Here is a 22,662-nt window from a genome sequence, read left to right on the forward strand (position 1 = left end):
CTGGAGATTTCCCCCATGCATATCAACATTGCCTGGCAGGACGTAGATACCGTTCTGCTGGATATGGACGGCACGTTGCTCGACCTCGCCTTCGATAACTATTTTTGGCAAAAGCTGGTGCCTGAAACATGGGGCGCGCAAAACGGTGTTACGCCACAGGAAGCAATGGAATATATGCGCCAGCAATATCACGACGTGCAGCATACGCTAAACTGGTACTGTCTTGATTACTGGAGCGAGCAACTGGGTCTGGATATCTGTGCGATGACCACCGAGATGGGGCCGCGTGCTGTGTTGCGTGAAGATACTATTCCGTTTCTCGAAGCGCTGAAAGCCAGCGGCAAGCAGCGAATTTTGCTCACTAACGCCCATCCACATAACCTGGCCGTTAAACTTGAGCATACGGGTCTGGACGCACACCTTGATTTATTACTTTCCACCCACACATTTGGTTATCCGAAAGAGGATCAGCGGTTATGGCATGCGGTGGCCGAAGCTACGGGTCTGAAAGCTGAAAGAACGCTGTTTATTGATGACAGCGAAGCCATTCTCGATGCTGCCGCGCAATTTGGTATTCGTTACTGTCTCGGCGTCACCAACCCTGACTCTGGAATAGCCGAAAAACAGTATGAGCGCCATCCGTCACTGAATGACTACCGCCGCCTGATCCCCTCGCTAATGTGAAGGAGACGCCATGAAAGAAAAACCGGCTGTTGAGGTTCGACTGGATAAATGGCTATGGGCCGCCCGTTTTTATAAAACCCGCGCGCTGGCCCGTGAAATGATTGAAGGCGGTAAGGTGCATTACAACGGGCAGCGCAGCAAGCCGAGCAAAATCGTCGAGCTGAATGCCACGCTCACTCTGCGCCAGGGAAATGACGAACGCACGGTGATTGTAAAGGCGATTACTGAACAGCGTCGCACCGCCAGCGAGGCAGCCTTGCTGTATGAAGAGACTGCGGAAAGTGTAGAGAAACGCGAAAAAATGGCGCTGGCACGTAAACTTAATGCCTTAACCATGCCGCATCCGGACCGACGCCCGGACAAAAAAGAGCGCCGCGACCTGTTACGATTTAAACACGGCGACAGTGAATAACTGTCACCTGCAAGAGAGATGATTATGCCGCAACATGACCAATTACATCGCTATCTGTTTGAAAACTTTGCCGTTCGCGGCGAACTGGTAACCGTTTCGGAAACCCTACAACAGATCCTTGAGAATCACGATTATCCGCAGCCCGTGAAAAACGTGCTGGCAGAACTGCTGGTCGCGACCAGCCTGTTGACCGCTACGCTGAAGTTTGATGGTGATATCACCGTACAGCTGCAAGGCGACGGTCCGATGAATCTGGCGGTTATTAACGGTAACAACAAACAGCAGATGCGCGGTGTGGCGCGCGTGCAGGGCGAAATTCCAGAAAATGCCGACCTGAAAACGCTGGTCGGCAATGGTTACGTGGTGATCACCATTACCCCGAGCGAAGGCGAACGCTATCAGGGCGTAGTTGGTCTGGAAGGTGATACCCTGGCGGCTTGCCTGGAAGATTACTTTATGCGTTCTGAACAGCTGCCGACACGCCTGTTTATTCGCACCGGTGACGTAGACGGCAAACCGGCTGCGGGCGGTATGTTGTTGCAGGTAATGCCTGCGCAAAATGCCCAGCAAGACGACTTCGACCACCTGGCGACGCTGACCGAAACCATCAAAACTGAAGAGCTGCTGACGTTACCGGCAAACGAAGTGTTGTGGCGTTTGTATCACGAAGAAGAGGTGACGGTTTACGATCCGCAGGATGTTGAATTCAAATGCACCTGCTCGCGTGAACGTTGCGCAGGCGCGCTGAAAACGCTGCCGGATGAAGAAGTTGATAGCATCCTCGCGGAAGAAGGCGAAATTGACATGCATTGTGATTACTGTGGTAACCACTATCTGTTCAATGCAATGGATATTGCCGAGATCCGCAACAATGCGTCTCCGGCAGATCCGCAGGTTCATTAATCGCCATGTCCGGCAGAGATGACTCTGCCGGATATCATAACTAAATTGCCTGATGCGCTGCGCTTATCTGGCCTACGGATTAAATGCAATTTATCGCAGGTAAGATAAGGCGCAGCATCCAAACGCGCTGTCACTCATTCAGATTCAAATCCAACGTTTCACCATCCACCGTAAGATCGCGCCACACTTTAGGCTTCGTCCCCAGTTTTCCATTCTTCGCCGCTGTGAGTAATTTCTCTTTCGTTATTACACGCGGGAGTGAACTCATCGCAATCTCTTTCCATTCTTTCCCGGCAGGATCAATACCATAGACAATGTATCTTTCATCATTAAAGGCAAACAGGATCCGCTCTGCCCTACCATCACTATTCAGATCTTGCTCTACCAGCACGCAGGCATCTTTTTCAATACATATCATTGCGTTATAGCGATTTTTCATCACTGCCGACCAGAATGTCATATCCGGCTTTCCAGAACCCGGGGCAATAAATACATTATCAGCTAATGCTTTTTCCGATATCTGCTGCTGAAGACGTTGCTCTCCATCAAACGCCATCAGCAGACCCCGCCTGCGTTTCGGGTCTTTCATATACTCGACATCGCTTTTCAGCGACTCAAGCGCTGCACGTCCATAGCGACCGCTATGTTCGAGCATGTAGATACTTACCTGGTCTGGCGTGTTCTTGCCACTCTGATAACGCGCCATATGGCTGTTCACGCTAATGCGCATACTGTCCAGCACCGGCGAATTAAGAAGCACCAGTATCACCAGCACCAATAACGAAACCGTAAGGTTCACTTTGCCCTGAAGAACAAGGGGATTTTGCCCTTTACGCCAGGCAATACTGACGAAATACCCCAGCGACCAGACCAGTAACACCACCACCGCCAGTGCGCCGTGCAAGCGTTCGGTAGTCCAGCCGTATTGAGCGACCCGCATCCATATAGCCCAGGCGGCGATCAGCACATAGAGCGGCGCCACCAGCAGAGACATTTTTATCAGGCAACGCAATGGGCCAGTCCAGGGAAGCGATGCTTTTCGCGGATCGCGGACAATGGCCATTAAGAGCAACTGCAAAAAGGCCAGAGTTAAAAGCAGCCCAGCGGCGGAGATGTGGCGGGAAATCGCATTCAAACCAGCAAAGGGTAAAGTGATAATAAACAGCAGCGTCAGCAGTGAAACCAGTGGTAGCAAACCTGTGGCGATTAACGTGAAGAGCTTTTGAATAGAGGCGATTAACCGCGATTGAGTCCGCGCAAGAATGACTGCCAGCGCGGTAACCAGGCCCAGCGTAAGATAAATAAACCAGTCGGTTGAAAAAAAGAGGGTACTGAAAAACGTGATGCCAACAAGTTTAAATAACTCACTCCACAGTAAAAGTACCAGCCATGTCAGACCATTAGTGATAAAAATCACCATCAATATTAGAGCGTTATGCCACGCTGACTGGTAAAAAAAGCTATAGTTCGTTTGCTCTTTTCTGTCGTGCAAATTCAGTTGTATCCAGGGCAATAACAACATCGCCATTAACAGCAGATAACAACCAAATTCCCAGAGTTCCTGGTCCGCTCGCCAGGGACTCATGCCATCAATTTGCCACTTCAGCCAGCCGCTCATCGCCAGGGTGGCAATAAATACCAGCGCCAGCCACCCCCACAAACGCTTCTGTTTGAAGGATTCCACGGTGAATAACAAAACGGATGAAAGCGCCACGGTCGCAGGAATGCCGTAAACAAGCCAGTTGTTATTGTCCACAGCCAGCCAGGTTATCAGAAAATAGCAAACCAGCCCCTGGATTAATCCAGTGGCGACCATTCCCCACCGTGTTGCAGGTGAAAGTTCAACGTTATCCATGTTCGTGATCCGGAATCAAAAGGAAGGTTAATTATTGCATTCAGGCAGTACTAATATTTATTTTAAGAAAAATTTACAAAAAAATTTTGCGGTGGTGAATCGATACTTTACTGATTGATTTTGCATAAATTTCAATCAGGAATGAGATTTAACTCACATTATAATGGCCAATTAAACTAACTTTTAACCTTTTAGGAACATTTTCCACACCTGGAATGCCATTTCTGCGATAATAGCAACCGTTTCGTGACAGGAATCACGGAGTTTTTTGTCAAATATGAATTTCTCCAGATGCGTAAATCTATGAGCCTTGTCGCGGTTAACACCCCCAAAAAGACTTTACTATTCAGGCAATACATATTGGCTAAGGAGCAGTGAAATGCGCGTTAACAATGGTTTGACCCCGCAAGAACTCGAGGCTTATGGTATCAGTGATGTTCATGATATCGTTTACAACCCAAGCTACGACCTGCTGTATCAGGAAGAGCTCGATCCGAGCCTGACAGGTTATGAGCGCGGGGTGTTAACTAATCTGGGTGCCGTTGCCGTGGATACCGGGATCTTCACCGGGCGTTCACCAAAAGATAAGTATATCGTCCGTGACGATACGACTCGCGATACTTTCTGGTGGGCAGACAAAGGCAAAGGTAAGAACGACAACAAACCCCTCTCTCCGGAAACCTGGCAACATCTGAAAGGCCTGGTGACCAAACAGCTTTCCGGCAAACGCCTGTTCGTGGTTGATGCTTTCTGTGGCGCTAACCCGGATACTCGCCTTTCCGTACGTTTCATCACCGAAGTGGCCTGGCAGGCGCATTTCGTCAAGAACATGTTTATTCGCCCGAGTGATGAAGAGCTGGAAGGTTTCAAACCTGACTTTATCGTCATGAACGGCGCGAAGTGCACCAACCCGCAGTGGAAAGAACAGGGTCTGAACTCTGAAAACTTCGTGGCGTTTAACCTCACCGAGCGCATGCAGCTGATTGGTGGCACCTGGTACGGCGGCGAAATGAAGAAAGGGATGTTCTCAATGATGAACTACCTGCTGCCGCTGAAAGGTATCGCTTCTATGCACTGCTCCGCCAACGTTGGCGAGAAAGGCGATGTTGCGGTGTTCTTCGGCCTTTCCGGCACCGGTAAAACCACCCTTTCCACCGACCCGAAACGTCGTCTGATTGGCGATGACGAGCACGGTTGGGACGATGACGGTGTGTTTAACTTCGAAGGCGGCTGCTACGCGAAAACCATTAAACTGTCGAAAGAAGCAGAGCCAGAAATCTATGGCGCTATCCGTCGCGATGCACTGCTGGAAAACGTCACTGTACGTGAAGATGGCACCATCGACTTTGATGATGGTTCAAAAACCGAGAACACCCGCGTTTCTTATCCGATCTATCACATCGATAACATCGTTAAGCCAGTTTCCAAAGCGGGCCACGCGACTAAAGTTATCTTCCTGACCGCAGATGCTTTTGGCGTACTGCCACCGGTTTCTCGCCTGACTGCCGATCAAACTCAGTACCACTTCCTCTCAGGCTTCACCGCCAAACTGGCTGGTACAGAGCGTGGCATCACCGAACCGACGCCAACCTTCTCTGCCTGCTTCGGCGCGGCATTCCTGTCGCTGCACCCGACTCAGTACGCAGAAGTGCTGGTAAAACGTATGCAGGCAGCGGGCGCGCAGGCATATCTGGTTAACACTGGCTGGAACGGCACTGGCAAACGTATCTCCATTAAAGATACCCGCGCCATTATCGACGCCATCCTCAACGGTTCGCTGGATAACGCAGAAACCTTCACTCTGCCGATGTTTAACCTGGCGATCCCGACCGAACTGCCGGGCGTAGACACGAAGATCCTCGATCCGCGTAACACCTACGCTTCTCCGGAACAGTGGCAGGAAAAAGCTGAAACGCTGGCGAAACTGTTTATCGACAACTTCGATAAATACACCGACACCCCAGCGGGTGCCGCGCTGGTAGCGGCTGGTCCGAAGCTGTAATCGGTTAAGTTAAGCGACGAAATCCCCCGTTTCGCGAGATTCGGGGGATTTTTTATAGTAGAAAGGAAGCATCAATGAGCTACGATTTAATGGTGTTTGAACGTAGTGCAGCCCCACAAGATCCGGCTGTTTTTATGGAATGGTATGAGAAGCAAACTTCGTGGAGTGAACAACACGACTACAATAATTCAGAAATAAGCAGTCCCGCCCTTAGAAATTTTTACTCAACTCTGATTCAAACCTTCCCTAATTTAAATGGGCCGGATGCCCCCGATGACGAACAGTTCGATAAGCTGGAGGAGTCAGGATTAGATGTTTATTTGACCGACTATTCAATTGGAAAAAATATTATCTATATGGCATTCAGCTGGTCTGTAGCAGATGACGCTTTGAAAAAAAGTTCGTGAAATAGCTCACATTCATCAGGTTGGCTTTTGCAATGTAAGTAGCAATATGGAAGTTGAATAATCTTATCAACACGATGAGTCTATATTCTCGTGTTGTGAGCATAATGTATTAGAAGCGAAAAAAACGGGAGGTACTTTCGCCTCCCGTTTATTTACCCTTCTTTTGTCGTGCCCTGCGCCCGCGTTACCGGTAATGGCAGCCAGGCGCGAATGGAAAGCCCGCCCCGCTCGCTGGTGCCAAGCTCCAGCATCCCGTTATGGTTATCCACGATACGCTGCACTATCGCCAGACCTAATCCCGTGCCGCTAATGGTGCGCGCACTGTCGCCGCGGACAAAAGGCTGGAACAGATGCTTACGCTGTTCAGGCTCGATACCCGGACCGTCGTCTTCCACCTGGAACCAGGCGCGATTTGGCTCCGTTCCGCTGCTGACTTTGATCCAACCATTGCCATAGCGGGCAGCGTTCACCACCATATTCGCCACCGCACGTTTGATTGACAGCGGATGCATTTTCACTTCTATGCAGCCAGGATAAAGCGCGGTATCAATTTCACGCTCATAGCCACTTTCCGCGGCAATCACCTCACCAAGCACCGCATTAAGATCCGCCAGTTCCATTGGCATCTCCTGACCAGTACGCAGGTAGTCGATAAACTGCTCAATGATGGCGTTGCACTCTTCGATATCTTTGTTGATCGATTCTGCCAGGTAGCCATCCTGCTCGCTCATCATCTCGGTCGCCAGGCGAATACGCGTCAGTGGCGTGCGCAGGTCATGACTTACCCCCGCCATCAGCAGCGTGCGGTCATCCGCCAGTTGCTTAACACCAGCCGCCATATGGTTGAAGGCGCGGGTAACCGAACGCACCTCCGAAGCGCCATATTCACGCAGCGGCGGCGGAATAATCCCTTTACCGACCTGCAAAGCAGCATGTTCGAGATCGACCAACGGTCGGTTCTGAATACGAATAAACAGCCACGCCCCGCCAATCGCCATCAGCATAATCGCCAGCGTATAGCGGAACAGCGGGGAGAAATCGCCCTGATGAATTTCGGTCAGCGGCACGCGTACCCAGATATTGGGCGACAGCCAGGTTTTCAGCCAGACAACAGGTGAGCTTTTGTTAACCTCGACGCGAACTTCCGTCGGACCGCCCAGCTGCTGCGCCATCTGATGGCTTAAGAATTCATAGTGTTGCGCCCAACGCAGCCCGGCCTCTTCGGCAGCTTCGTTGGAATAGAGAGAGATCCCCAGCTCACGGTAGATCTCCCGACGGAAAGCGGGAGGCACAACCAACTGCGTGCCGTCCTCCAGTTGCAGTTTGTCGGTCATCAACATACGCACTTCGTACGCGAGGACTTTATTAAACTGCTGGAGGCTCGGCAAAATCGCGAAGTTCAGCACCACCAGATAAGTCGTCACCAGGCTGACGAACAGCAAGGTGACGATGAGCAATAACGTGCGGGCAAATGAACTTCGTGGCGAGAAGCGCAATCGCCTCATGCTTTAGAACCGTCCGGTACAAAGACGTAGCCCAGACCCCAGACGGTCTGAATGTAACGCGGATGCGCCGGATCTTCTTCCACCATGCGGCGCAGACGAGAGATCTGCACGTCGATGGAACGTTCCATTGCGGAATATTCACGGCCACGGGCAAGGTTCATCAGCTTATCGCGGGAGAGCGGCTCACGCGGATGGCTGACCAGCGCCTTCAGTACCGCAAATTCACCGCTGGTCAGCGGCATCGGTTCATCTTCGCGGAACATTTCACGCGTACCCAGGTTAAGTTTGAACTTACCGAAAGCAATCACAGCTTCTTCCTGTGACGGCGCGCCCGGCAGTTCATTCGCCTGACGACGCAGCACCGCACGGATGCGGGCCAGCAATTCACGCGGGTTAAACGGTTTTGGAATGTAATCGTCAGCACCAATTTCCAGGCCAACGATACGGTCAACTTCTTCCCCTTTCGCCGTTACCATAATGATCGGCATCGGGTTACTCTGGCTACGAAGACGTCGGCAAATCGACAAACCATCTTCACCAGGTAACATCAAATCCAGTACCATAAGATGGAAAGATTCACGAGTCAGCAGGCGATCCATCTGTTCTGCATTAGCGACGCTTCGAACCTGGAAGCCTTGTTCGGTGAGATAACGCTCCAGCAGCGCACGCAAGCGCATGTCGTCATCGACCACCAGAATCTTGTAGTTCTCTTGCATTGTTTGTACTCCCAAAGGTTCGCAACAATTTGTAAGCGTGTATTCTTAAAAAAGCTCACGTTCGTCACCAGCTAAATCTGGTATGAATTTCAGCCTAAATTGTTACAAAGCATATTAAACAGCGGCTTAAGTATACAATTTATTCAGCGAAACATTATTGATTCTGTTGATATGATCACGTTATACCCAATGTGCGCATTATCAAACAGACAAAGGGAATCAACGAGATGAAAACGCCCCTGGTTACCCGGGAAGGGTATGAAAAACTCAAACAAGAGCTAAATTATCTCTGGCGTGAAGAGCGCCCGGAAGTCACAAAGAAGGTGACCTGGGCCGCAAGTCTGGGCGACCGCAGCGAAAATGCTGACTATCAGTATAATAAAAAGCGCCTGCGTGAAATCGACCGTCGTGTGCGCTATCTCACTAAATGCATGGAAAATCTCAAAATCGTCGATTACTCGCCCCAGCAGGAAGGCAAAGTTTTCTTTGGCGCGTGGGTAGAGATTGAAAACGACGATGGCGTGACTCACCGTTTCCGGATCGTCGGCTACGATGAAATCTTTGGCCGTAAAGATTACATCTCTATCGATTCCCCGATGGCCCGCGCATTGCTGAAAAAAGAAGTCGGCGATCTGGCGGTGGTGAATACCCCTGCCGGGGAAGCGAGCTGGTATGTTAATGCTATTGAGTACGTGAAACCGTAAGGAAGAATCTTAACCTCCTGCCGATGGCTGGCATTTTTGCCAGCCAGTCCGTATAACTATCCCCTGATTTTTGATCCGAAAAGATGAACTCAAACCATGATGAATGATTCGTTCTGCCGCATTATTGCGGGTGAAATTCAGGCGCGCCCGGAACAGGTTGACGCTGCCGTTCGCCTGCTTGACGAAGGGAATACCGTGCCGTTTATCGCACGTTATCGTAAGGAAATCACCGGCGGTCTGGATGACACGCAGTTGCGTAATCTGGAAACGCGTCTGGGATATCTGCGCGAGCTGGAAGAGAGACGTCAGGCTATTCTCAAGTCCATTTCTGAGCAAGGTAAACTCACCGACGAGCTGGCGAATGCCATCAACGCTACCTTGAGCAAAACCGAACTCGAAGACCTCTACCTGCCTTACAAACCTAAACGTCGTACCCGCGGGCAAATCGCCATTGAAGCAGGTCTTGAGCCACTGGCTGACCTGCTGTGGAGCGATCCGTCACACACGCCAGAAGTCGCCGCCGCACAATATGTTGATGCCGATAAAGGCGTGGCAGATACCAAAGCTGCGCTGGACGGCGCGCGCTATATCCTGATGGAACGCTTTGCCGAAGATGCCGCGCTGCTGGCAAAAGTGCGTGATTATCTGTGGAAAAACGCGCATCTGGTGTCGACCGTAGTGAACGGTAAAGAAGAGGAAGGGGCAAAATTCCGCGACTATTTCGATCATCACGAACCGCTGTCAACGGTGCCTTCGCACCGTGCGCTGGCGATGTTCCGTGGGCGTAACGAAGGCATACTCCAGCTTTCGCTGAATGCCGATCCGCAGTTCGACGAGCCACCGAAAGAGAGCTATTGCGAAGCAAATCATCATGGATCATCTCGGCCTGCGCCTGAACAATGCCCCGGCGGATAGCTGGCGCAAAGGCGTGGTGAGCTGGACGTGGCGCATCAAGGTGCTGATGCATCTGGAAACTGAACTGATGGGCACCGTGCGCGAACGCGCGGAAGATGAAGCAATCAACGTCTTTGCCCGTAACCTGCACGATCTGCTGATGGCGGCCCCTGCCGGACTGCGTGCGACGATGGGCCTCGATCCGGGTCTGCGTACCGGGGTAAAAGTAGCGGTGGTCGACGCAACGGGCAAACTGGTAGCAACCGATACCATTTATCCGCATACCGGGCAGGCCGCTAAAGCGGCGATGACCGTTGCTGCGCTGTGTGAAAAACATAACGTTGAACTGGTGGCGATCGGTAACGGTACGGCTTCCCGCGAAACTGAGCGTTTCTATCTCGACGTGCAGAAGCAGTTCCCGAAAGTGACCGCGCAGAAAGTGATCGTCAGCGAAGCAGGCGCGTCGGTTTACTCGGCTTCCGAGCTGGCAGCGCAGGAGTTTCCGGATCTCGACGTTTCGCTGCGTGGCGCGGTGTCTATCGCCCGCCGTTTGCAGGATCCGCTGGCGGAGCTGGTGAAAATCGATCCGAAATCTATCGGCGTGGGTCAATATCAGCATGACGTCAGCCAGACGCAACTGGCCCGCAAGCTGGATGCAGTTGTAGAAGACTGCGTAAACGCCGTTGGCGTTGATTTGAATACCGCTTCTGTTCCGCTGTTAACTCGCGTGGCGGGCCTGACGCGCATGATGGCGCAAAACATCGTTGCCTGGCGCGATGAGAACGGCCAGTTCCAGAACCGTCAGCAACTGTTAAAAGTGAGCCGTCTGGGGCCGAAAGCCTTCGAGCAGTGTGCGGGCTTCTTGCGCATTAACCACGGTGATAACCCGCTGGACGCGTCTACCGTTCACCCGGAAGCCTATCCGGTGGTGGAACGCATTCTGGCGGCGACACAGCAGGCACTGAAAGATCTGATGGGTAACAGCAGCGAGCTGCGTAACCTGAAAGCGTCTGATTTTACCGATGAGAAATTCGGTGTGCCGACGGTAACCGACATCATCAAAGAGCTGGAAAAACCGGGTCGCGATCCGCGTCCGGAATTTAAAACCGCTCAGTTTGCCGATGGCGTCGAGACAATGAACGACCTGCAACCGGGTATGATCCTCGAAGGCGCGGTCACCAACGTCACCAACTTTGGTGCTTTTGTTGATATCGGCGTACATCAGGACGGCCTGGTTCACATCTCTTCTTTGTCGAACAAGTTTGTGGAAGATCCGCATACCGTGGTGAAAGCAGGCGACATTGTGAAGGTGAAAGTGCTGGAAGTGGATCTTCAGCGTAAACGTATCGCCCTGACCATGCGTCTGGACGAGCAGCCTGGCGAAACCAACGCTCGTCGCGGCGGCGGTAACGATCGCCCGCAAAACAACCGCCCGGCAGCCAAACCGCGTGGGCGTGAAGCGCAGCCTGCCGGTAATAGCGCGATGATGGATGCGCTGGCGGCAGCAATGGGTAAAAAGCGTTAAACACCCTGATTGGCCTACGGTTCAAATTTGCACGAAATCGTAGGCCAGATAAGGCGTTCACGCCGCATCTGCCAACGAACGCCCTGCCTGACATAAATATGCCGGAGATATTCTCCGGCATATTTATTCCACAGCCAAACTCACAATATATTTCGTTAATATTTATCACCTCATTAACAACTGAAACCTTAATTAAACATTAACCCGCCCTAATAATTCGTCATTCGAATTATATTTTGGCTGCGATATAACCTTGAGCCACATCAACATTGAGTCAGATTATTATCTAAACCAACATTCGCACACATTTTAAGTATTGCTGATAGAAACCATTCTCATTATCATTGTACTGTTGATTATTTAATCTCTCCTTCGTTGGCAAATCATCTGGTCTCATGTCGCTGTCAAACGCCCCATGAGGTAGTTATCCAGTTAATGAGAAACAAGTAGGCACCTATGCAATACACTCCAGATACTGCGTGGAAAATCACTGGCTTTTCCCGTGAAATCAGCCCGGCATATCGCCAAAAACTGCTTTCTCTTGGCATGTTACCTGGCTCCTCTTTTAATGTGGTGCGCGTCGCTCCACTCGGCGACCCCATTCATATCGAAACCCGTCGTGTAAGCCTGGTATTACGGAAAAAAGATCTGGCCTTATTAGAAGTGGAAGCGGTTTCCTGTTAATACGGTGATAACAACAATGAAAAAATTAACCATTGGCTTAATTGGTAATCCAAATTCTGGCAAGACAACCTTATTTAACCAGCTCACCGGCGCACGTCAGCGTGTAGGAAACTGGGCCGGCGTTACCGTCGAACGTAAAGAGGGTCAATTTTCCACCACCGATCATCAGGTCACGCTGGTGGATCTGCCCGGTACTTATTCTCTGACTACTATTTCATCGCAGACGTCGTTGGACGAGCAAATCGCCTGCCACTACATTTTGAGTGGCGACGCCGATCTGCTGATTAACGTGGTGGATGCGTCTAACCTTGAGCGTAACCTGTATCTGACGCTACAACTGCTGGAACTCGGTATTCCCTGCATCGTGGCGCTGAACATGCTCGACATTGCCGAGAAGCAAAATATTCGCATTGAAATTGATGCGCTGTCGGCGCGTCTTGGCTGCCCGGTAGTTCCACTGGTTTCCACGCGTGGTCGCGGTATCGAAGCTCTGAAACTGGCGATTGACCGCTACAAAGCCAACGACAATGTAGAACTGGTGCATTACGCCCAGCCGCTAATCAATGAAGCCGACTCGCTGGCAAAAGTGATGCCGTCCGACATCCCGCTCAAGCAGCGTCGCTGGCTGGGCCTGCAAATGCTGGAAGGCGATATTTACAGCCGCGCCTACGCCGGTGAAGCGTCGCAGCATCTGGATGCCGCCCTCGCCCGTCTGCGTAATGAGATGGACGATCCGGCGCTGCACATTGCCGATGCGCGTTACCAGTGTATTGCTGCTATCTGCGATGTGGTAAGCAACACCCTGACGGCAGAACCCAGCCGTTTCACCACTGCGGTAGATAAAATCGTGCTCAACCGTTTTCTCGGGCTGCCGATTTTCCTCTTTGTGATGTACCTGATGTTCCTGCTGGCTATCAACATCGGCGGGGCGTTACAGCCGCTGTTTGACGTCGGCTCCGTGGCGCTATTTGTGCATGGTATTCAGTGGATTGGCTACACGCTCCACTTCCCGGACTGGCTGACTATCTTCCTCGCCCAGGGCCTGGGCGGCGGTATTAACACCGTGCTGCCACTGGTGCCGCAGATCGGCATGATGTACCTGTTCCTCTCCTTCCTCGAGGACTCCGGCTATATGGCGCGTGCGGCGTTTGTGATGGACCGTCTGATGCAGGCGCTGGGCTTGCCGGGGAAATCCTTTGTACCGCTGATCGTTGGTTTCGGTTGTAACGTACCGTCGGTAATGGGCGCACGTACGCTTGATGCACCGCGTGAACGTCTGATGACCATCATGATGGCACCGTTTATGTCCTGCGGCGCGCGTCTGGCTATCTTCGCAGTATTCGCGGCTGCCTTCTTCGGGCAGAACGGTGCGCTGGCGGTCTTCTCGCTGTATATGCTGGGTATCGTAATGGCGGTGCTGACGGGCCTGATGCTCAAGTACACCATCATGCGCGGTGAAGCGACGCCGTTCGTCATGGAGCTGCCGGTCTACCATGTACCACACGTTAAGAGTCTGATTATCCAGACCTGGCAGCGTCTGAAAGGCTTCGTTCTGCGTGCTGGTAAAGTGATTATCATCGTCAGCATTTTCCTGAGCGCTTTCAACAGCTTCTCGCTGAGCGGGAAAATCGTCGATAACATCAACGACTCGGCGCTGGCTTCCGTTAGCCGGGTGATCACCCCGGTCTTCAAGCCGATTGGCGTACATGAAGATAACTGGCAGGCAACGGTTGGCCTGTTTACAGGTGCCATGGCGAAAGAAGTGGTGGTGGGTACGCTCAACACCCTCTACACCGCAGAAAATATTCAGGACGAAGAGTTCAATCCGGCGGAATTTAACCTCGGTGAAGAGCTGTTCAGCGCGGTAGATGAAACCTGGCAGAGCCTGAAAGACACCTTCAGCCTGAGCGTACTGATGAACCCCATTGAAGCAAGCAAAGGCGACGGCGAAATGGGTACCGGGGCGATGGGCGTGATGGATCAGAAATTCGGTAGCGCAGCTGCCGCATACAGCTACCTGATTTTCGTCCTGCTGTATGTACCGTGCATCTCGGTGATGGGTGCTATCGCGCGTGAATCAAGCCGTGGCTGGATGGGCTTCTCCATCCTGTGGGGGCTGAATATCGCTTACTCGCTGGCAACATTGTTCTATCAGGTCGCCAGCTACAGTCAGCATCCAACTTACAGCCTGGTGTGCATTCTGGCGGTTATCCTGTTTAACATCGTGGTTATCGGTCTGCTGCGCCGCGCGCGTAGCCGGGTGGATATCGAACTGCTGGCAACGCGCAAGTCGGTAAGCAGTTGCTGTGCAGCCAGCACGACTGGCGATTGCCACTAAGGATACAGCAATGGCTTCGCTCATTCAGGTGCGTGATTTGCTGGCGTTACGGGGTCGTATGGAAGCGGCCCAGATAAGCCAGACATTGAACACTCCACAGCCAATGATTAACGCCATGCTGCAACAACTGGAAAGTATGGGCAAAGCCGTGCGGATTCAGGAAGAACCCGACGGCTGCCTCTCCGGCAGTTGTAAAAGCTGCCCGGAAGGAAAAGCCTGTCTGCGCGAGTGGTGGGCGCTGCGTTAACCATACTCCACCGCCTGTTTTGAAAAGCCCGGTATGCGTTTGCAACCGGGCTTTTTTTGCGTGCGGCTTTCCATAAAAATGCAATTCTTGCAGCACAGAGTAAGTTCCTCTGAAAGTGTCTCGCAGGGATGAAAACTGGCTAATGCACAGGTGTGGAGTGGCGCGTAGAGTCGCGGCATTCAAACAACAGGTGAAGGAACGCCATGAGCAAAAAGCAGAGTTCCACCCCACACGATGCACTGTTCAAACTCTTTTTACGCCAACCGGACACGGCACGCGATTTTCTTGCGTTCCATTTACCGGCCCCCATTCACGCGCTCTGTGATATGAAAACCCTCAAGCTGGAGTCGAGCAGTTTTATTGATGACGATCTGCGTGAAAGCTACTCCGACGTGCTGTGGTCGGTGAAAACGGAACAAGGACCGGGATATATCTATTGCCTGATTGAACATCAAAGCACCTCAAACAAACTGATCGCATTTCGCATGATGCGTTACGCCATTGCCGCAATGCAAAATCACCTTGATGCCGGATACAAAACGTTGCCGATGGTGGTGCCATTGTTGTTTTACCACGGTATTGAAAGCCCCTATCCCTATTCGCTGTGTTGGCTGGATTGTTTCGCCGATCCCAACCTGGCCAGGCAGCTCTATGCCTCTGCATTTCCGCTGATTGATGTCACCGTCATGCCTGATGATGAAATCATGCAACACCGACGCATGGCGCTGCTGGAGTTAATTCAAAAACATATTCGTCAACGCGACCTGATGGGGCTGGTAGAGCAAATGGCCTGCTTATTAAGTAGTGGATACGCTAATGACAGACAAATCAAAGGGCTGTTTAATTACATATTGCAAACCGGCGATGCGGTGCGTTTTAACGATTTTATCGACGGCGTTGCCGAACGTTCACCAAAACACAAGGAGAGTTTAATGACTATTGCGGAAAGATTGCGGCAGGAGGGGTTTCAGAAAGGTATACGTGCTATTGCCAAAACCATGCTGGATGCCGGAGTCCCTCTTGAGGACGTTCTGCGATTTACCGGGCTGTCAGAGGAAGAATTGGCTGCGGCGAGCCAGTAGACACTATCCCCTGCTTAAGTGCTACTTTGTGCTATCTTACGTGTAACACAAAGTAGCACTTAGGAACTGATATGCAGACAGTGAAATTACGGCAACAAGGAGGAGCCATGATCGTTACTATCCCACGAGATCTTGCCACCGATCTTGGCTGGTCACCGGGCACAGAGCTTACCGTGGAGAAAAAAGGCGATAGCGTTAATTTGCGCGCAACAGAGCACAAACCACGTGGGCGTCTTACCGTCGCGCAGTTGTTGAGTCAGATCGATGAAAGCGAAATTACGGAGCTAAATCAGTCCACAGAAGGATGGGCTGAAGGGAAAAAAGGTAATGAAGCATGGTAAAGGCACGGACGCCACATCGTGGTGAGATCTGGTATTTTAACCCTGATCCGGTTGCCGGGCATGAACTTCGGGGGCCACATTATTGCATTGTGGTAACAGACAAAGAACTCAACAATGTTTTAAAAGTTGCTATGTGCTGTCCGATTTCAACAGGGGCAAATGCAGCACGTTCCACAGGGGTGACGGTGAACGTCCTCCCCCATGATACGCAAACCGGTAACCTGCATGGCGTTGTGCTTTGTCACCAGCTGAAAGCCGTCGATCTTATTGCCCGTGGCGCTAAATTTCATACTGTTGCCGATGAAGCATTGATTAGTGAGGTGATCGGTAAACTGGTGAATATAATCGACCCACAACAGTAACCCTCACTTCCTGCCTACACCCTCTGCTTCAATGCCACCAGCAGGTGACAAAACTCATCCTGATGCGAAATAAACGGCGCATGGGCCGCTTTGGCGAAGATGTATGACTCGCTGTGCGGCCAGGCTTCATCCAGCATCGGCACCACTTTGCGCGGCACCAGACCGTCGAGATAGCCATACAATCGCAAAAACGGCATGGGTACGTTTTGCAACAGCTGACGGAGATCGACCGTTTTCAGAATTTCCAGCCCGCCATTAAGCACGTCAACCTCCGGCATCGGTAACGCCAGAACGGTTTTCTTCAGCGCTCGCGCATCCTGGCGTGCCGTTTCTGTACCCATGGTTTGTAACGCAAGGAACCGTTCTACTGTGCGCTGAAAATCTTCACTCAGTTGCTGCTGGAAACCTGCCAGCACGTCCGGTTTTATCCCCGGCCAGCCGTCACGCGCACTGAAACACGGTGACGATGCCACGGTAATCAACGCCTGAACACGCTCGGGATGGGTTAACGCAATCTGGCTTGCCACCAGTCCACCCAGACTCCAGCCTAGCCAGATGGCCTTATCCGGTGACTGTCGCAGCACAACTTCTGCCATCTCAGCAAGCGACATCGCACCAAATCCCTGGCTGCGCCCGAAGCCGGGCAGGTCAACAAGGTGCAGCGTAAAATGCGAGCTAAGTTCCTCGTCAATGCAACGCCACACTTCAGCATTCAGTCCCCATCCGTGCAGCAGCACAAGATGAACATTCCCCTGACCTTTGGTCTGCCACCAGATGTTATTCATCCGCTATTGTTCTCTTTTGACTTACAAGGATGAACATATGCTAACAGTACCGGGATTATGCTGGCTATGCCGAATGCCGCTGGCGTTAGGTCATTGGGGGATTTGTTCGGTCTGTTCACGCGCCGCCCGTACAGATAAAACGTTATGCCCACAATGTGGATTACCCGCCACACACTCCCATCTTCCTTGCGGTCGCTGCCTGCAAAAACCGCCGCCCTGGCAAAGACTGGTCACGGTCGCCAACTATGCGCCGCCATTAAGTCCGCTCATCCACCAGCTTAAGTTTTCCCGGCGCAGCGAAATCGCCAGCGCCCTGGCACGTCTGTTACTATTGGAAGTCTTACACGCCCGTCGGACTACCGGATTACAACTGCCGGATCGCATCATCAGCGTTCCGTTATGGCAGCGGCGTCACTGGCGTCGGGGATTTAATCAGAGCGATTTGCTGTGTCAGCCGTTATCACGCTGGTTGCACTGCCAGTGGGATAGCGAAGCCGTCGTACGAACACGGGCCACCGCTATCCAGCATTTTCTCAGTGCCCGGCTGCGCAAGCGCAACCTGAAAAATGCCTTTCGCCTTGAATTGCCTGTGCAAGGTCGCCATATGGTGATTGTGGATGATGTCGTTACCACCGGAAGTACCGTCGCAGAGATTGCGCAGCTGCTTTTACGCAATGGTGCGGCGACAGTCCAGGTCTGGTGCCTTTGTCGAACCTTGTAGAGCCTCGATGATGGGCGTATTATAACCAACTAAAATAGTCAACTATTAGGCCATTACTATGATCCGTATTTCCGATGCTGCACAAGCGCACTTTGCCAAACTGCTGGCAAACCAGGAAGAAGGGACACAAATCCGCGTATTTGTGATTAACCCTGGCACGCCTAACGCTGAATGTGGCGTTTCTTATTGTCCGCCGGACGCTGTGGAAGCCACCGACACCGCCCTGAAATTTGACCTGCTGACTGCGTATGTTGATGAGTTAAGCGCGCCTTACCTGGAAGATGCAGAGATCGACTTTGTTACCGACCAGTTGGGTTCGCAGCTGACGCTGAAAGCCCCGAACGCCAAAATGCGTAAAGTGGCTGACGATGCGCCACTGATGGAGCGTGTGGAGTATATGCTGCAATCGCAGATCAACCCGCAACTTGCCGGTCACGGTGGTCGCGTTTCGCTGATGGAAATCACCGAAGACGGTTACGCCATTCTGCAATTCGGCGGCGGCTGTAACGGTTGTTCTATGGTCGATGTGACGCTGAAAGAAGGGATCGAGAAGCAGCTGCTGAACGAATTCCCGGAGCTGAAAGGTGTACGCGATCTCACCGAACACCAGCGCGGCGAGCACTCTTACTACTAAGTTATCCCCTCTTTTGTAGATAGCCCGATGCGACGCTAAAGCGCCTTATCGGGCCGTCTGCCAGGCATTGGCTCTACATTGGCTCGGCAAATCCATCCCTTCGTTTCCCCGCGATAATATGACCAACCTCTCATAATTTAAATTTACCCCGCTCTGGTGATTCTCAAGCACACAATGTTACCCGTATCATTTGCGTGGGCACCAAACACACTCATAACATCTGACTACACTAATTAGTTTTAGAAGTCGTCAGCTATGGTGCTGTTATATCTCTGTTCCCAGTTGGGACGATCAGAATTTATCGTCAGAAGCCTGACGTTACCCATAACAAATGAAAGGCCAGGTAAATCATGCCATTAGTCATTGTTGCTATCGGTGTAATCTTGTTATTACTCCTGATGATCCGCTTCAAAATGAACGGTTTCATCGCTCTCGTCCTGGTGGCGCTTGCTGTTGGATTAATGCAAGGTATGCCACTGGATAAAGTTATTGGCTCTATCAAAGCCGGTGTCGGCGGTACGCTCGGCAGCCTTGCCCTGATCATGGGTTTTGGCGCGATGCTGGGCAAAATGCTGGCAGACTGCGGTGGTGCACAACGTATCGCCACCACGCTGATTGCCAAATTTGGTAAAAAGCACATCCAGTGGGCAGTGGTACTGACCGGTTTCACCGTTGGTTTTGCCCTGTTCTATGAAGTGGGTTTCGTACTGATGCTGCCTCTGGTGTTCACTATCGCTGCAGCGGCGAATATTCCACTGTTGTACGTTGGTGTACCGATGGCTGCTGCGCTGTCTGTTACTCACGGTTTCCTGCCGCCGCATCCGGGTCCGACTGCGATTGCCACCATCTTCCAGGCCGATATGGGTAAAACCCTGCTGTACGGCACCATTCTGGCAATCCCGACCGTGATTCTTGCTGGTCCGGTTTACGCTCGCGTGCTGAAAGGTATCGATAAGCCAATCCCGGAAGGTCTGTACAGCGCGAAAACCTTCAGCGAAGAAGAGATGCCGAGCTTTGGCGTCAGCGTCTGGACCTCTCTGGTGCCGGTTGTGCTGATGGCGATGCGTGCGATTGCCGAAATGATCTTGCCGAAAGGTCACGCGTTCCTGCCGGTGGCGGAGTTCCTCGGTGACCCGGTAATGGCAACGCTGATTGCTGTGCTGATTGCGATGTTCACCTTTGGTCTGAACCGTGGCCGTTCAATGGATCAGATTAACGACACGCTGGTTTCTTCCATCAAAATCATCGCGATGATGCTGTTGATCATCGGCGGTGGCGGTGCGTTCAAGCAGGTGCTGGTAGACAGCGGCGTGGACAAATACATTGCTTCCATGATGCACGAAACCAACATTTCTCCGCTGCTGATGGCATGGTCGATTGCTGCCGTACTGCGTATCGCGCTGGGTTCCGCAACCGTTGCGGCAATCACTGCGGGTGGTATCGCGGCACCGCTGATTGCAACGACAGGCGTTAGCCAGAGCTGATGGTTATTGCGGTTGGTTCCGGTAGTGTGATTTTCTCGCACGTGAACGATCCGGGCTTCTGGCTGTTCAAAGAGTACTTTAACCTGACTATCGGCGAGACCATCAAATCCTGGTCGATGCTGGAAACCATTATCTCAGTGTGCGGTCTGGTTGGCTGTCTGCTGCTGAATATGGTGATTTGATAATACTGATGGCCGGATGCGGCGTGAACGCCTTATCCGGCCTACGATTCGGCATTAATTAGTAGGCCGGATAAGACGCGTCAAGCGTCGCATCCGGCATCAAACGTACTCTACTTCTTCTTCGCTGCCGCCCTGCGCCGCTTGTCCAGATCCTTAATCAACTTGTTCACCCCATCATCGGCAAACATCGTCTCAAGCGTTGCGGAAAGCTTGCGTCGCCAGTTTTTGTACTGGTAACTGGTTCCAGGAATATTTACCGGTTCCGCCATATCGAGCCAGTCTTCCGGCTGTAGCCCTAACAGGGCGCTGTTGCTGTCGGCAATGTAGCGTTGCAAACCACGATTAAGCGTCGGCGTCATCGCCATCAGCGACGCCTTATGCCCGGCGCGTTTAGGCAGACAACCGTATTTATGCAGTGCATCCAGCAGCCCCTGCTTCGCCAGTTCGCGATCATGATACAAACCGCGTAGCACCTCTTCATCCGGATACAGCCCCAGCGTTTTGCCCAGCGTTAAATCACCGCTTTCCCAGTAGCCACGCAGCGTTGGCAGGTCGTGTGTCGCCGCAACTGCCATCGACTGCTCCGGGTACGCTTTCGGCGCGCGGAATGTCTTCTCATGGTCGCTTTCGAAATAGAGCACTTTATAGGAGTAAACACCGCTACTACGCAGTTTACCGACAATCTCTACTGGTACAGTGCCGAGATCTTCACCAATCACCATGCAGCGATGACGCTGACTTTCAAGTGCCAGAATCGAGAGCAGATCATCCACCGGATAGTGAACATACGCCCCCTGATCCGCCGTCTCGCCATACGGTATCCACCACAAACGCAGCATCGACATCACATGGTCAATTCGTAATGCGCCGCAGTTTTGCATATTGGCACGCAGCAGCTCGATAAACGGTTCATAGGCACGCGCGGTGATGATATGCGGGTCCATCGGCGGCAAGCCCCAGTTCTGCCCCAACGGGCCGAGGATATCCGGCGGCGCGCCAACCGACGCTTTCAGGCAATACAGTTCACGGTCGCACCAGGTTTCTGCCCCACCTTCTGCTACACCAACCGCCAGGTCACGATACAAGCCAATCGGCATTTCATAGCCCTGGCTTATCTCCCAGCAAGCGGCAAACTGGCTGTAAGCCAGCCACTGCAACCAGAGATAAAAATCGACGTCATCGCGATGTTCTTCGCAGAACTGACGCACTTCTGGCGAATCCACGTTCTGATACATCTCAGGCCATGCTGGCCAGCCCCAGCGCATTTCGTCTTCTTTCACTTGCTGGGCATGTAGCGCATCAAAGGCTGCCTGCCAAAACAGGCTGTCGCCTTGCTCTGCAACAAACTGGCGAAACGCGGTCATCTGCTCATCATCACGTTGCACGAAACCTTTCCACGCCATGCGCAATGCTGTCATTTTCAGGGCGGTAACCGTGGAGTAATCGACCCAGTCGGCATCCCGCGCCTGTTGCAGCGTCTGCTGCGTCGTCGGCATCTGCCACCAGGTTTGCGCCTCTTCGCTAAGCTGAAAATCTTCAACGGCGTTGACATCGATATAAATCACGTTCAGCCAGCGGCGAGAAGACGGGCTATATGGGCTGGCGTTTTCCGGGTTTGCCGGATAGAGCGCATGAATCGGATTCAGGCCGATGAACGACCCGCCACGTTTTGCCACATCCACCAGCATCGCTTTAAGATCGCCAAAATCCCCAATACCCCAGTTTTTTTCCGATCGCAGCGTATAAAGCTGAACGCAGGCCCCCCACAGCTTTTGCTTGTTGAGCAATGCCTGCGGTTCGTAGCAACGTTTCGGGGCGACAATCACCCGACAATGAGCACGCTGTTCATCCTGAGTAAGCGTCAGCGTGTGATAACCTTCCGGCAGTTTTGCCGGCAAATTGAACGCGTTACCACCGCTCACGTGGCCTTTGTACTGCGTACCTTCTTCGGTGGTCAGCAACCAGCTAAATTCGCCGCTGCCCTCTACCGCCATTGGCATTTTTTTCCCGGCGGTATACACCATGACATTTGGCACTGGTGTTACCGCCACTTTCGTGGCGGTACTTTGATGCATCGCATCAAGCAAACGCCGTTTGGTTTCGGCGCTAATCGACTGCGGTTTTCCGTGGGCATTGATGTAATTGGGGCTGATCCCCGCCGCCAACGCGGCTTTATCCAGACGTTTGCTTTCCAT

General features: G+C 52.2%; 19 protein-coding genes and 2 pseudogenes. 16 read left to right on the top strand and 5 right to left on the bottom strand.

Features of this window, described 5'->3' with window-relative positions; all coding sequences use genetic code 11:
- Nucleotides 1-15 precede the first annotated feature (15 nt).
- From yrfG to hslO, 3 genes are read left to right on the top strand one after another with little or no spacing between them, the layout of a single operon-like run.
- A complete protein-coding gene (gene yrfG, locus CRI63_RS10015; protein WP_130221392.1) occupies nt 16-684 on the top strand; it encodes a GMP/IMP nucleotidase in 669 nt (222 codons plus the stop codon).
- A gap of 10 nt (nt 685-694) precedes the next feature.
- A complete protein-coding gene (hslR, locus tag CRI63_RS10020; protein WP_135519419.1) occupies nt 695-1,096 on the top strand; it encodes a ribosome-associated heat shock protein Hsp15 in 402 nt (133 codons plus the stop codon).
- Nucleotides 1,097-1,120: 24 nt separating this feature from the next.
- Nucleotides 1,121-1,999: an Hsp33 family molecular chaperone HslO gene (hslO, locus tag CRI63_RS10025; protein ID WP_130208979.1), complete on the top strand. Its 879-nt coding sequence runs from the start codon at nt 1,121-1,123 to the stop codon at nt 1,997-1,999.
- Nucleotides 2,000-2,129: 130 nt separating this feature from the next.
- Here hslO and CRI63_RS10030 read toward each other — a convergent pair whose 3' ends face one another.
- On the bottom strand, nt 2,130-3,854 hold the full coding sequence (locus tag CRI63_RS10030; RefSeq protein ID WP_135519421.1) for a DUF4153 domain-containing protein: 1,725 nt from the start codon (nt 3,852-3,854) through the stop codon (nt 2,130-2,132).
- A gap of 379 nt (nt 3,855-4,233) precedes the next feature.
- Here CRI63_RS10030 and pckA point away from each other — a divergent pair, with 379 nt between their 5' ends.
- Nucleotides 4,234-5,856: a phosphoenolpyruvate carboxykinase (ATP) gene (gene pckA / locus CRI63_RS10035; protein ID WP_130208983.1), complete on the top strand. Its 1,623-nt coding sequence runs from the start codon at nt 4,234-4,236 to the stop codon at nt 5,854-5,856.
- Nucleotides 5,857-5,930: 74 nt separating this feature from the next.
- Nucleotides 5,931-6,263 carry a hypothetical protein gene (locus CRI63_RS10040; protein ID WP_240782744.1) on the top strand — a complete coding sequence of 111 codons (333 nt, stop codon included), beginning with the start codon at nt 5,931-5,933 and terminating at the stop codon, nt 6,261-6,263.
- Between the two features lie 152 nt (nt 6,264-6,415).
- Here the strand turns inward: CRI63_RS10040 and envZ are convergent, their stop codons facing one another.
- Together envZ and ompR are read right to left on the bottom strand one after the other, a co-directional pair.
- Complete coding sequence (gene envZ / locus CRI63_RS10045; protein ID WP_130217662.1) at nt 6,416-7,768, bottom strand: two-component system sensor histidine kinase EnvZ; 1,353 nt, start codon at nt 7,766-7,768, stop codon at nt 6,416-6,418.
- A complete protein-coding gene (gene ompR / locus CRI63_RS10050) occupies nt 7,765-8,484 on the bottom strand; it encodes a two-component system response regulator OmpR (protein WP_001157751.1) in 720 nt (239 codons plus the stop codon). The genes envZ and ompR overlap by 4 nt, the downstream gene beginning before the upstream one ends.
- A gap of 227 nt (nt 8,485-8,711) precedes the next feature.
- Here ompR and greB point away from each other — a divergent pair, with 227 nt between their 5' ends.
- From greB to CRI63_RS10090, 8 genes and pseudogenes are all read left to right on the top strand, one after another.
- Complete coding sequence (gene greB, locus CRI63_RS10055) at nt 8,712-9,188, top strand: transcription elongation factor GreB (RefSeq protein WP_000856744.1); 477 nt, start codon at nt 8,712-8,714, stop codon at nt 9,186-9,188.
- 96 nt (nt 9,189-9,284) lie between these two features.
- Nucleotides 9,285-11,607 (top strand): annotated as a pseudogene (locus CRI63_RS10060) (Tex family protein).
- Nucleotides 11,608-12,063: 456 nt separating this feature from the next.
- Nucleotides 12,064-12,291 carry a ferrous iron transporter A gene (feoA, locus tag CRI63_RS10065; RefSeq protein ID WP_001200455.1) on the top strand — a complete coding sequence of 76 codons (228 nt, stop codon included), beginning with the start codon at nt 12,064-12,066 and terminating at the stop codon, nt 12,289-12,291.
- A 16-nt stretch (nt 12,292-12,307) separates the two neighbouring features.
- Entirely contained in the window at nt 12,308-14,629 is a 2,322-nt protein-coding gene (feoB, locus tag CRI63_RS10070; RefSeq protein WP_130258698.1) for a Fe(2+) transporter permease subunit FeoB, read from the top strand.
- Nucleotides 14,630-14,639: 10 nt separating this feature from the next.
- Nucleotides 14,640-14,876, top strand: a complete 237-nt coding sequence (gene feoC / locus CRI63_RS10075) for a [Fe-S]-dependent transcriptional repressor FeoC (RefSeq protein WP_000157586.1) — start codon at nt 14,640-14,642, stop codon at nt 14,874-14,876.
- 203 nt (nt 14,877-15,079) lie between these two features.
- Nucleotides 15,080-15,958 carry a recombination-promoting nuclease RpnA gene (rpnA, locus tag CRI63_RS10080; RefSeq protein ID WP_135488669.1) on the top strand — a complete coding sequence of 293 codons (879 nt, stop codon included), beginning with the start codon at nt 15,080-15,082 and terminating at the stop codon, nt 15,956-15,958.
- Between the two features lie 71 nt (nt 15,959-16,029).
- Nucleotides 16,030-16,299, top strand: coding sequence for a hypothetical protein (locus CRI63_RS10085; RefSeq protein ID WP_032218497.1), 270 nt, complete (start codon nt 16,030-16,032; stop codon nt 16,297-16,299).
- Nucleotides 16,293-16,661 carry a type II toxin-antitoxin system PemK/MazF family toxin gene (locus CRI63_RS10090; RefSeq protein WP_130221387.1) on the top strand — a complete coding sequence of 123 codons (369 nt, stop codon included), beginning with the start codon at nt 16,293-16,295 and terminating at the stop codon, nt 16,659-16,661. The genes CRI63_RS10085 and CRI63_RS10090 overlap by 7 nt, the downstream gene beginning before the upstream one ends.
- 14 nt (nt 16,662-16,675) lie before the next feature.
- Here the strand turns inward: CRI63_RS10090 and bioH are convergent, their stop codons facing one another.
- Entirely contained in the window at nt 16,676-17,446 is a 771-nt protein-coding gene (bioH, locus tag CRI63_RS10095; protein ID WP_135519423.1) for a pimeloyl-ACP methyl ester esterase BioH, read from the bottom strand.
- A gap of 37 nt (nt 17,447-17,483) precedes the next feature.
- Here bioH and gntX point away from each other — a divergent pair, with 37 nt between their 5' ends.
- From gntX to gntT, 3 genes and pseudogenes are all read left to right on the top strand, one after another.
- Nucleotides 17,484-18,167 (top strand): DNA utilization protein GntX, encoded by a 684-nt coding sequence (gene gntX, locus CRI63_RS10100; RefSeq protein WP_130217676.1) that lies wholly within the window; start codon nt 17,484-17,486, stop codon nt 18,165-18,167.
- Between the two features lie 58 nt (nt 18,168-18,225).
- Nucleotides 18,226-18,801, top strand: a complete 576-nt coding sequence (nfuA, locus tag CRI63_RS10105; RefSeq protein WP_000619389.1) for a Fe-S biogenesis protein NfuA — start codon at nt 18,226-18,228, stop codon at nt 18,799-18,801.
- A gap of 350 nt (nt 18,802-19,151) precedes the next feature.
- Nucleotides 19,152-20,467: pseudogene (gntT, locus tag CRI63_RS10110) on the top strand (gluconate transporter).
- A gap of 110 nt (nt 20,468-20,577) precedes the next feature.
- On the opposite strand, the gene malQ reads toward gntT, so the two are convergent.
- Nucleotides 20,578-22,662 carry a 4-alpha-glucanotransferase gene (gene malQ, locus CRI63_RS10115; protein WP_135519425.1) on the bottom strand — a complete coding sequence of 695 codons (2,085 nt, stop codon included), beginning with the start codon at nt 22,660-22,662 and terminating at the stop codon, nt 20,578-20,580.

The organism is Escherichia sp. E2661 (genome assembly GCF_004745185.1).
In the GTDB taxonomy this organism is placed as follows: Bacteria; Pseudomonadota; Gammaproteobacteria; order Enterobacterales; family Enterobacteriaceae; genus Escherichia.

Coding starts and splice junctions, on each gene's coding strand:
- pckA (WP_130208983.1), top strand. CDS start 4,234: ATGCGCGTTAACAATGGTTTGACCCCGCAAGAACTCGAGGCTTATGGT.
- hslR (WP_135519419.1), top strand. CDS start 695: ATGAAAGAAAAACCGGCTGTTGAGGTTCGACTGGATAAATGGCTATGG.
- bioH (WP_135519423.1), bottom strand. CDS start 17,446: ATGAATAACATCTGGTGGCAGACCAAAGGTCAGGGGAATGTTCATCTT.
- malQ (WP_135519425.1), bottom strand. CDS start 22,662: ATGGAAAGCAAACGTCTGGATAAAGCCGCGTTGGCGGCGGGGATCAGC.
- greB (WP_000856744.1), top strand. CDS start 8,712: ATGAAAACGCCCCTGGTTACCCGGGAAGGGTATGAAAAACTCAAACAA.
- yrfG (WP_130221392.1), top strand. CDS start 16: ATGCATATCAACATTGCCTGGCAGGACGTAGATACCGTTCTGCTGGAT.
- CRI63_RS10090 (WP_130221387.1), top strand. CDS start 16,293: ATGGTAAAGGCACGGACGCCACATCGTGGTGAGATCTGGTATTTTAAC.
- rpnA (WP_135488669.1), top strand. CDS start 15,080: ATGAGCAAAAAGCAGAGTTCCACCCCACACGATGCACTGTTCAAACTC.
- hslO (WP_130208979.1), top strand. CDS start 1,121: ATGCCGCAACATGACCAATTACATCGCTATCTGTTTGAAAACTTTGCC.
- feoB (WP_130258698.1), top strand. CDS start 12,308: ATGAAAAAATTAACCATTGGCTTAATTGGTAATCCAAATTCTGGCAAG.
- CRI63_RS10040 (WP_240782744.1), top strand. CDS start 5,931: ATGAGCTACGATTTAATGGTGTTTGAACGTAGTGCAGCCCCACAAGAT.
- envZ (WP_130217662.1), bottom strand. CDS start 7,768: ATGAGGCGATTGCGCTTCTCGCCACGAAGTTCATTTGCCCGCACGTTA.
- feoA (WP_001200455.1), top strand. CDS start 12,064: ATGCAATACACTCCAGATACTGCGTGGAAAATCACTGGCTTTTCCCGT.
- feoC (WP_000157586.1), top strand. CDS start 14,640: ATGGCTTCGCTCATTCAGGTGCGTGATTTGCTGGCGTTACGGGGTCGT.
- CRI63_RS10085 (WP_032218497.1), top strand. CDS start 16,030: ATGCAGACAGTGAAATTACGGCAACAAGGAGGAGCCATGATCGTTACT.
- gntX (WP_130217676.1), top strand. CDS start 17,484: ATGCTAACAGTACCGGGATTATGCTGGCTATGCCGAATGCCGCTGGCG.
- nfuA (WP_000619389.1), top strand. CDS start 18,226: ATGATCCGTATTTCCGATGCTGCACAAGCGCACTTTGCCAAACTGCTG.
- CRI63_RS10030 (WP_135519421.1), bottom strand. CDS start 3,854: ATGGATAACGTTGAACTTTCACCTGCAACACGGTGGGGAATGGTCGCC.
- ompR (WP_001157751.1), bottom strand. CDS start 8,484: ATGCAAGAGAACTACAAGATTCTGGTGGTCGATGACGACATGCGCTTG.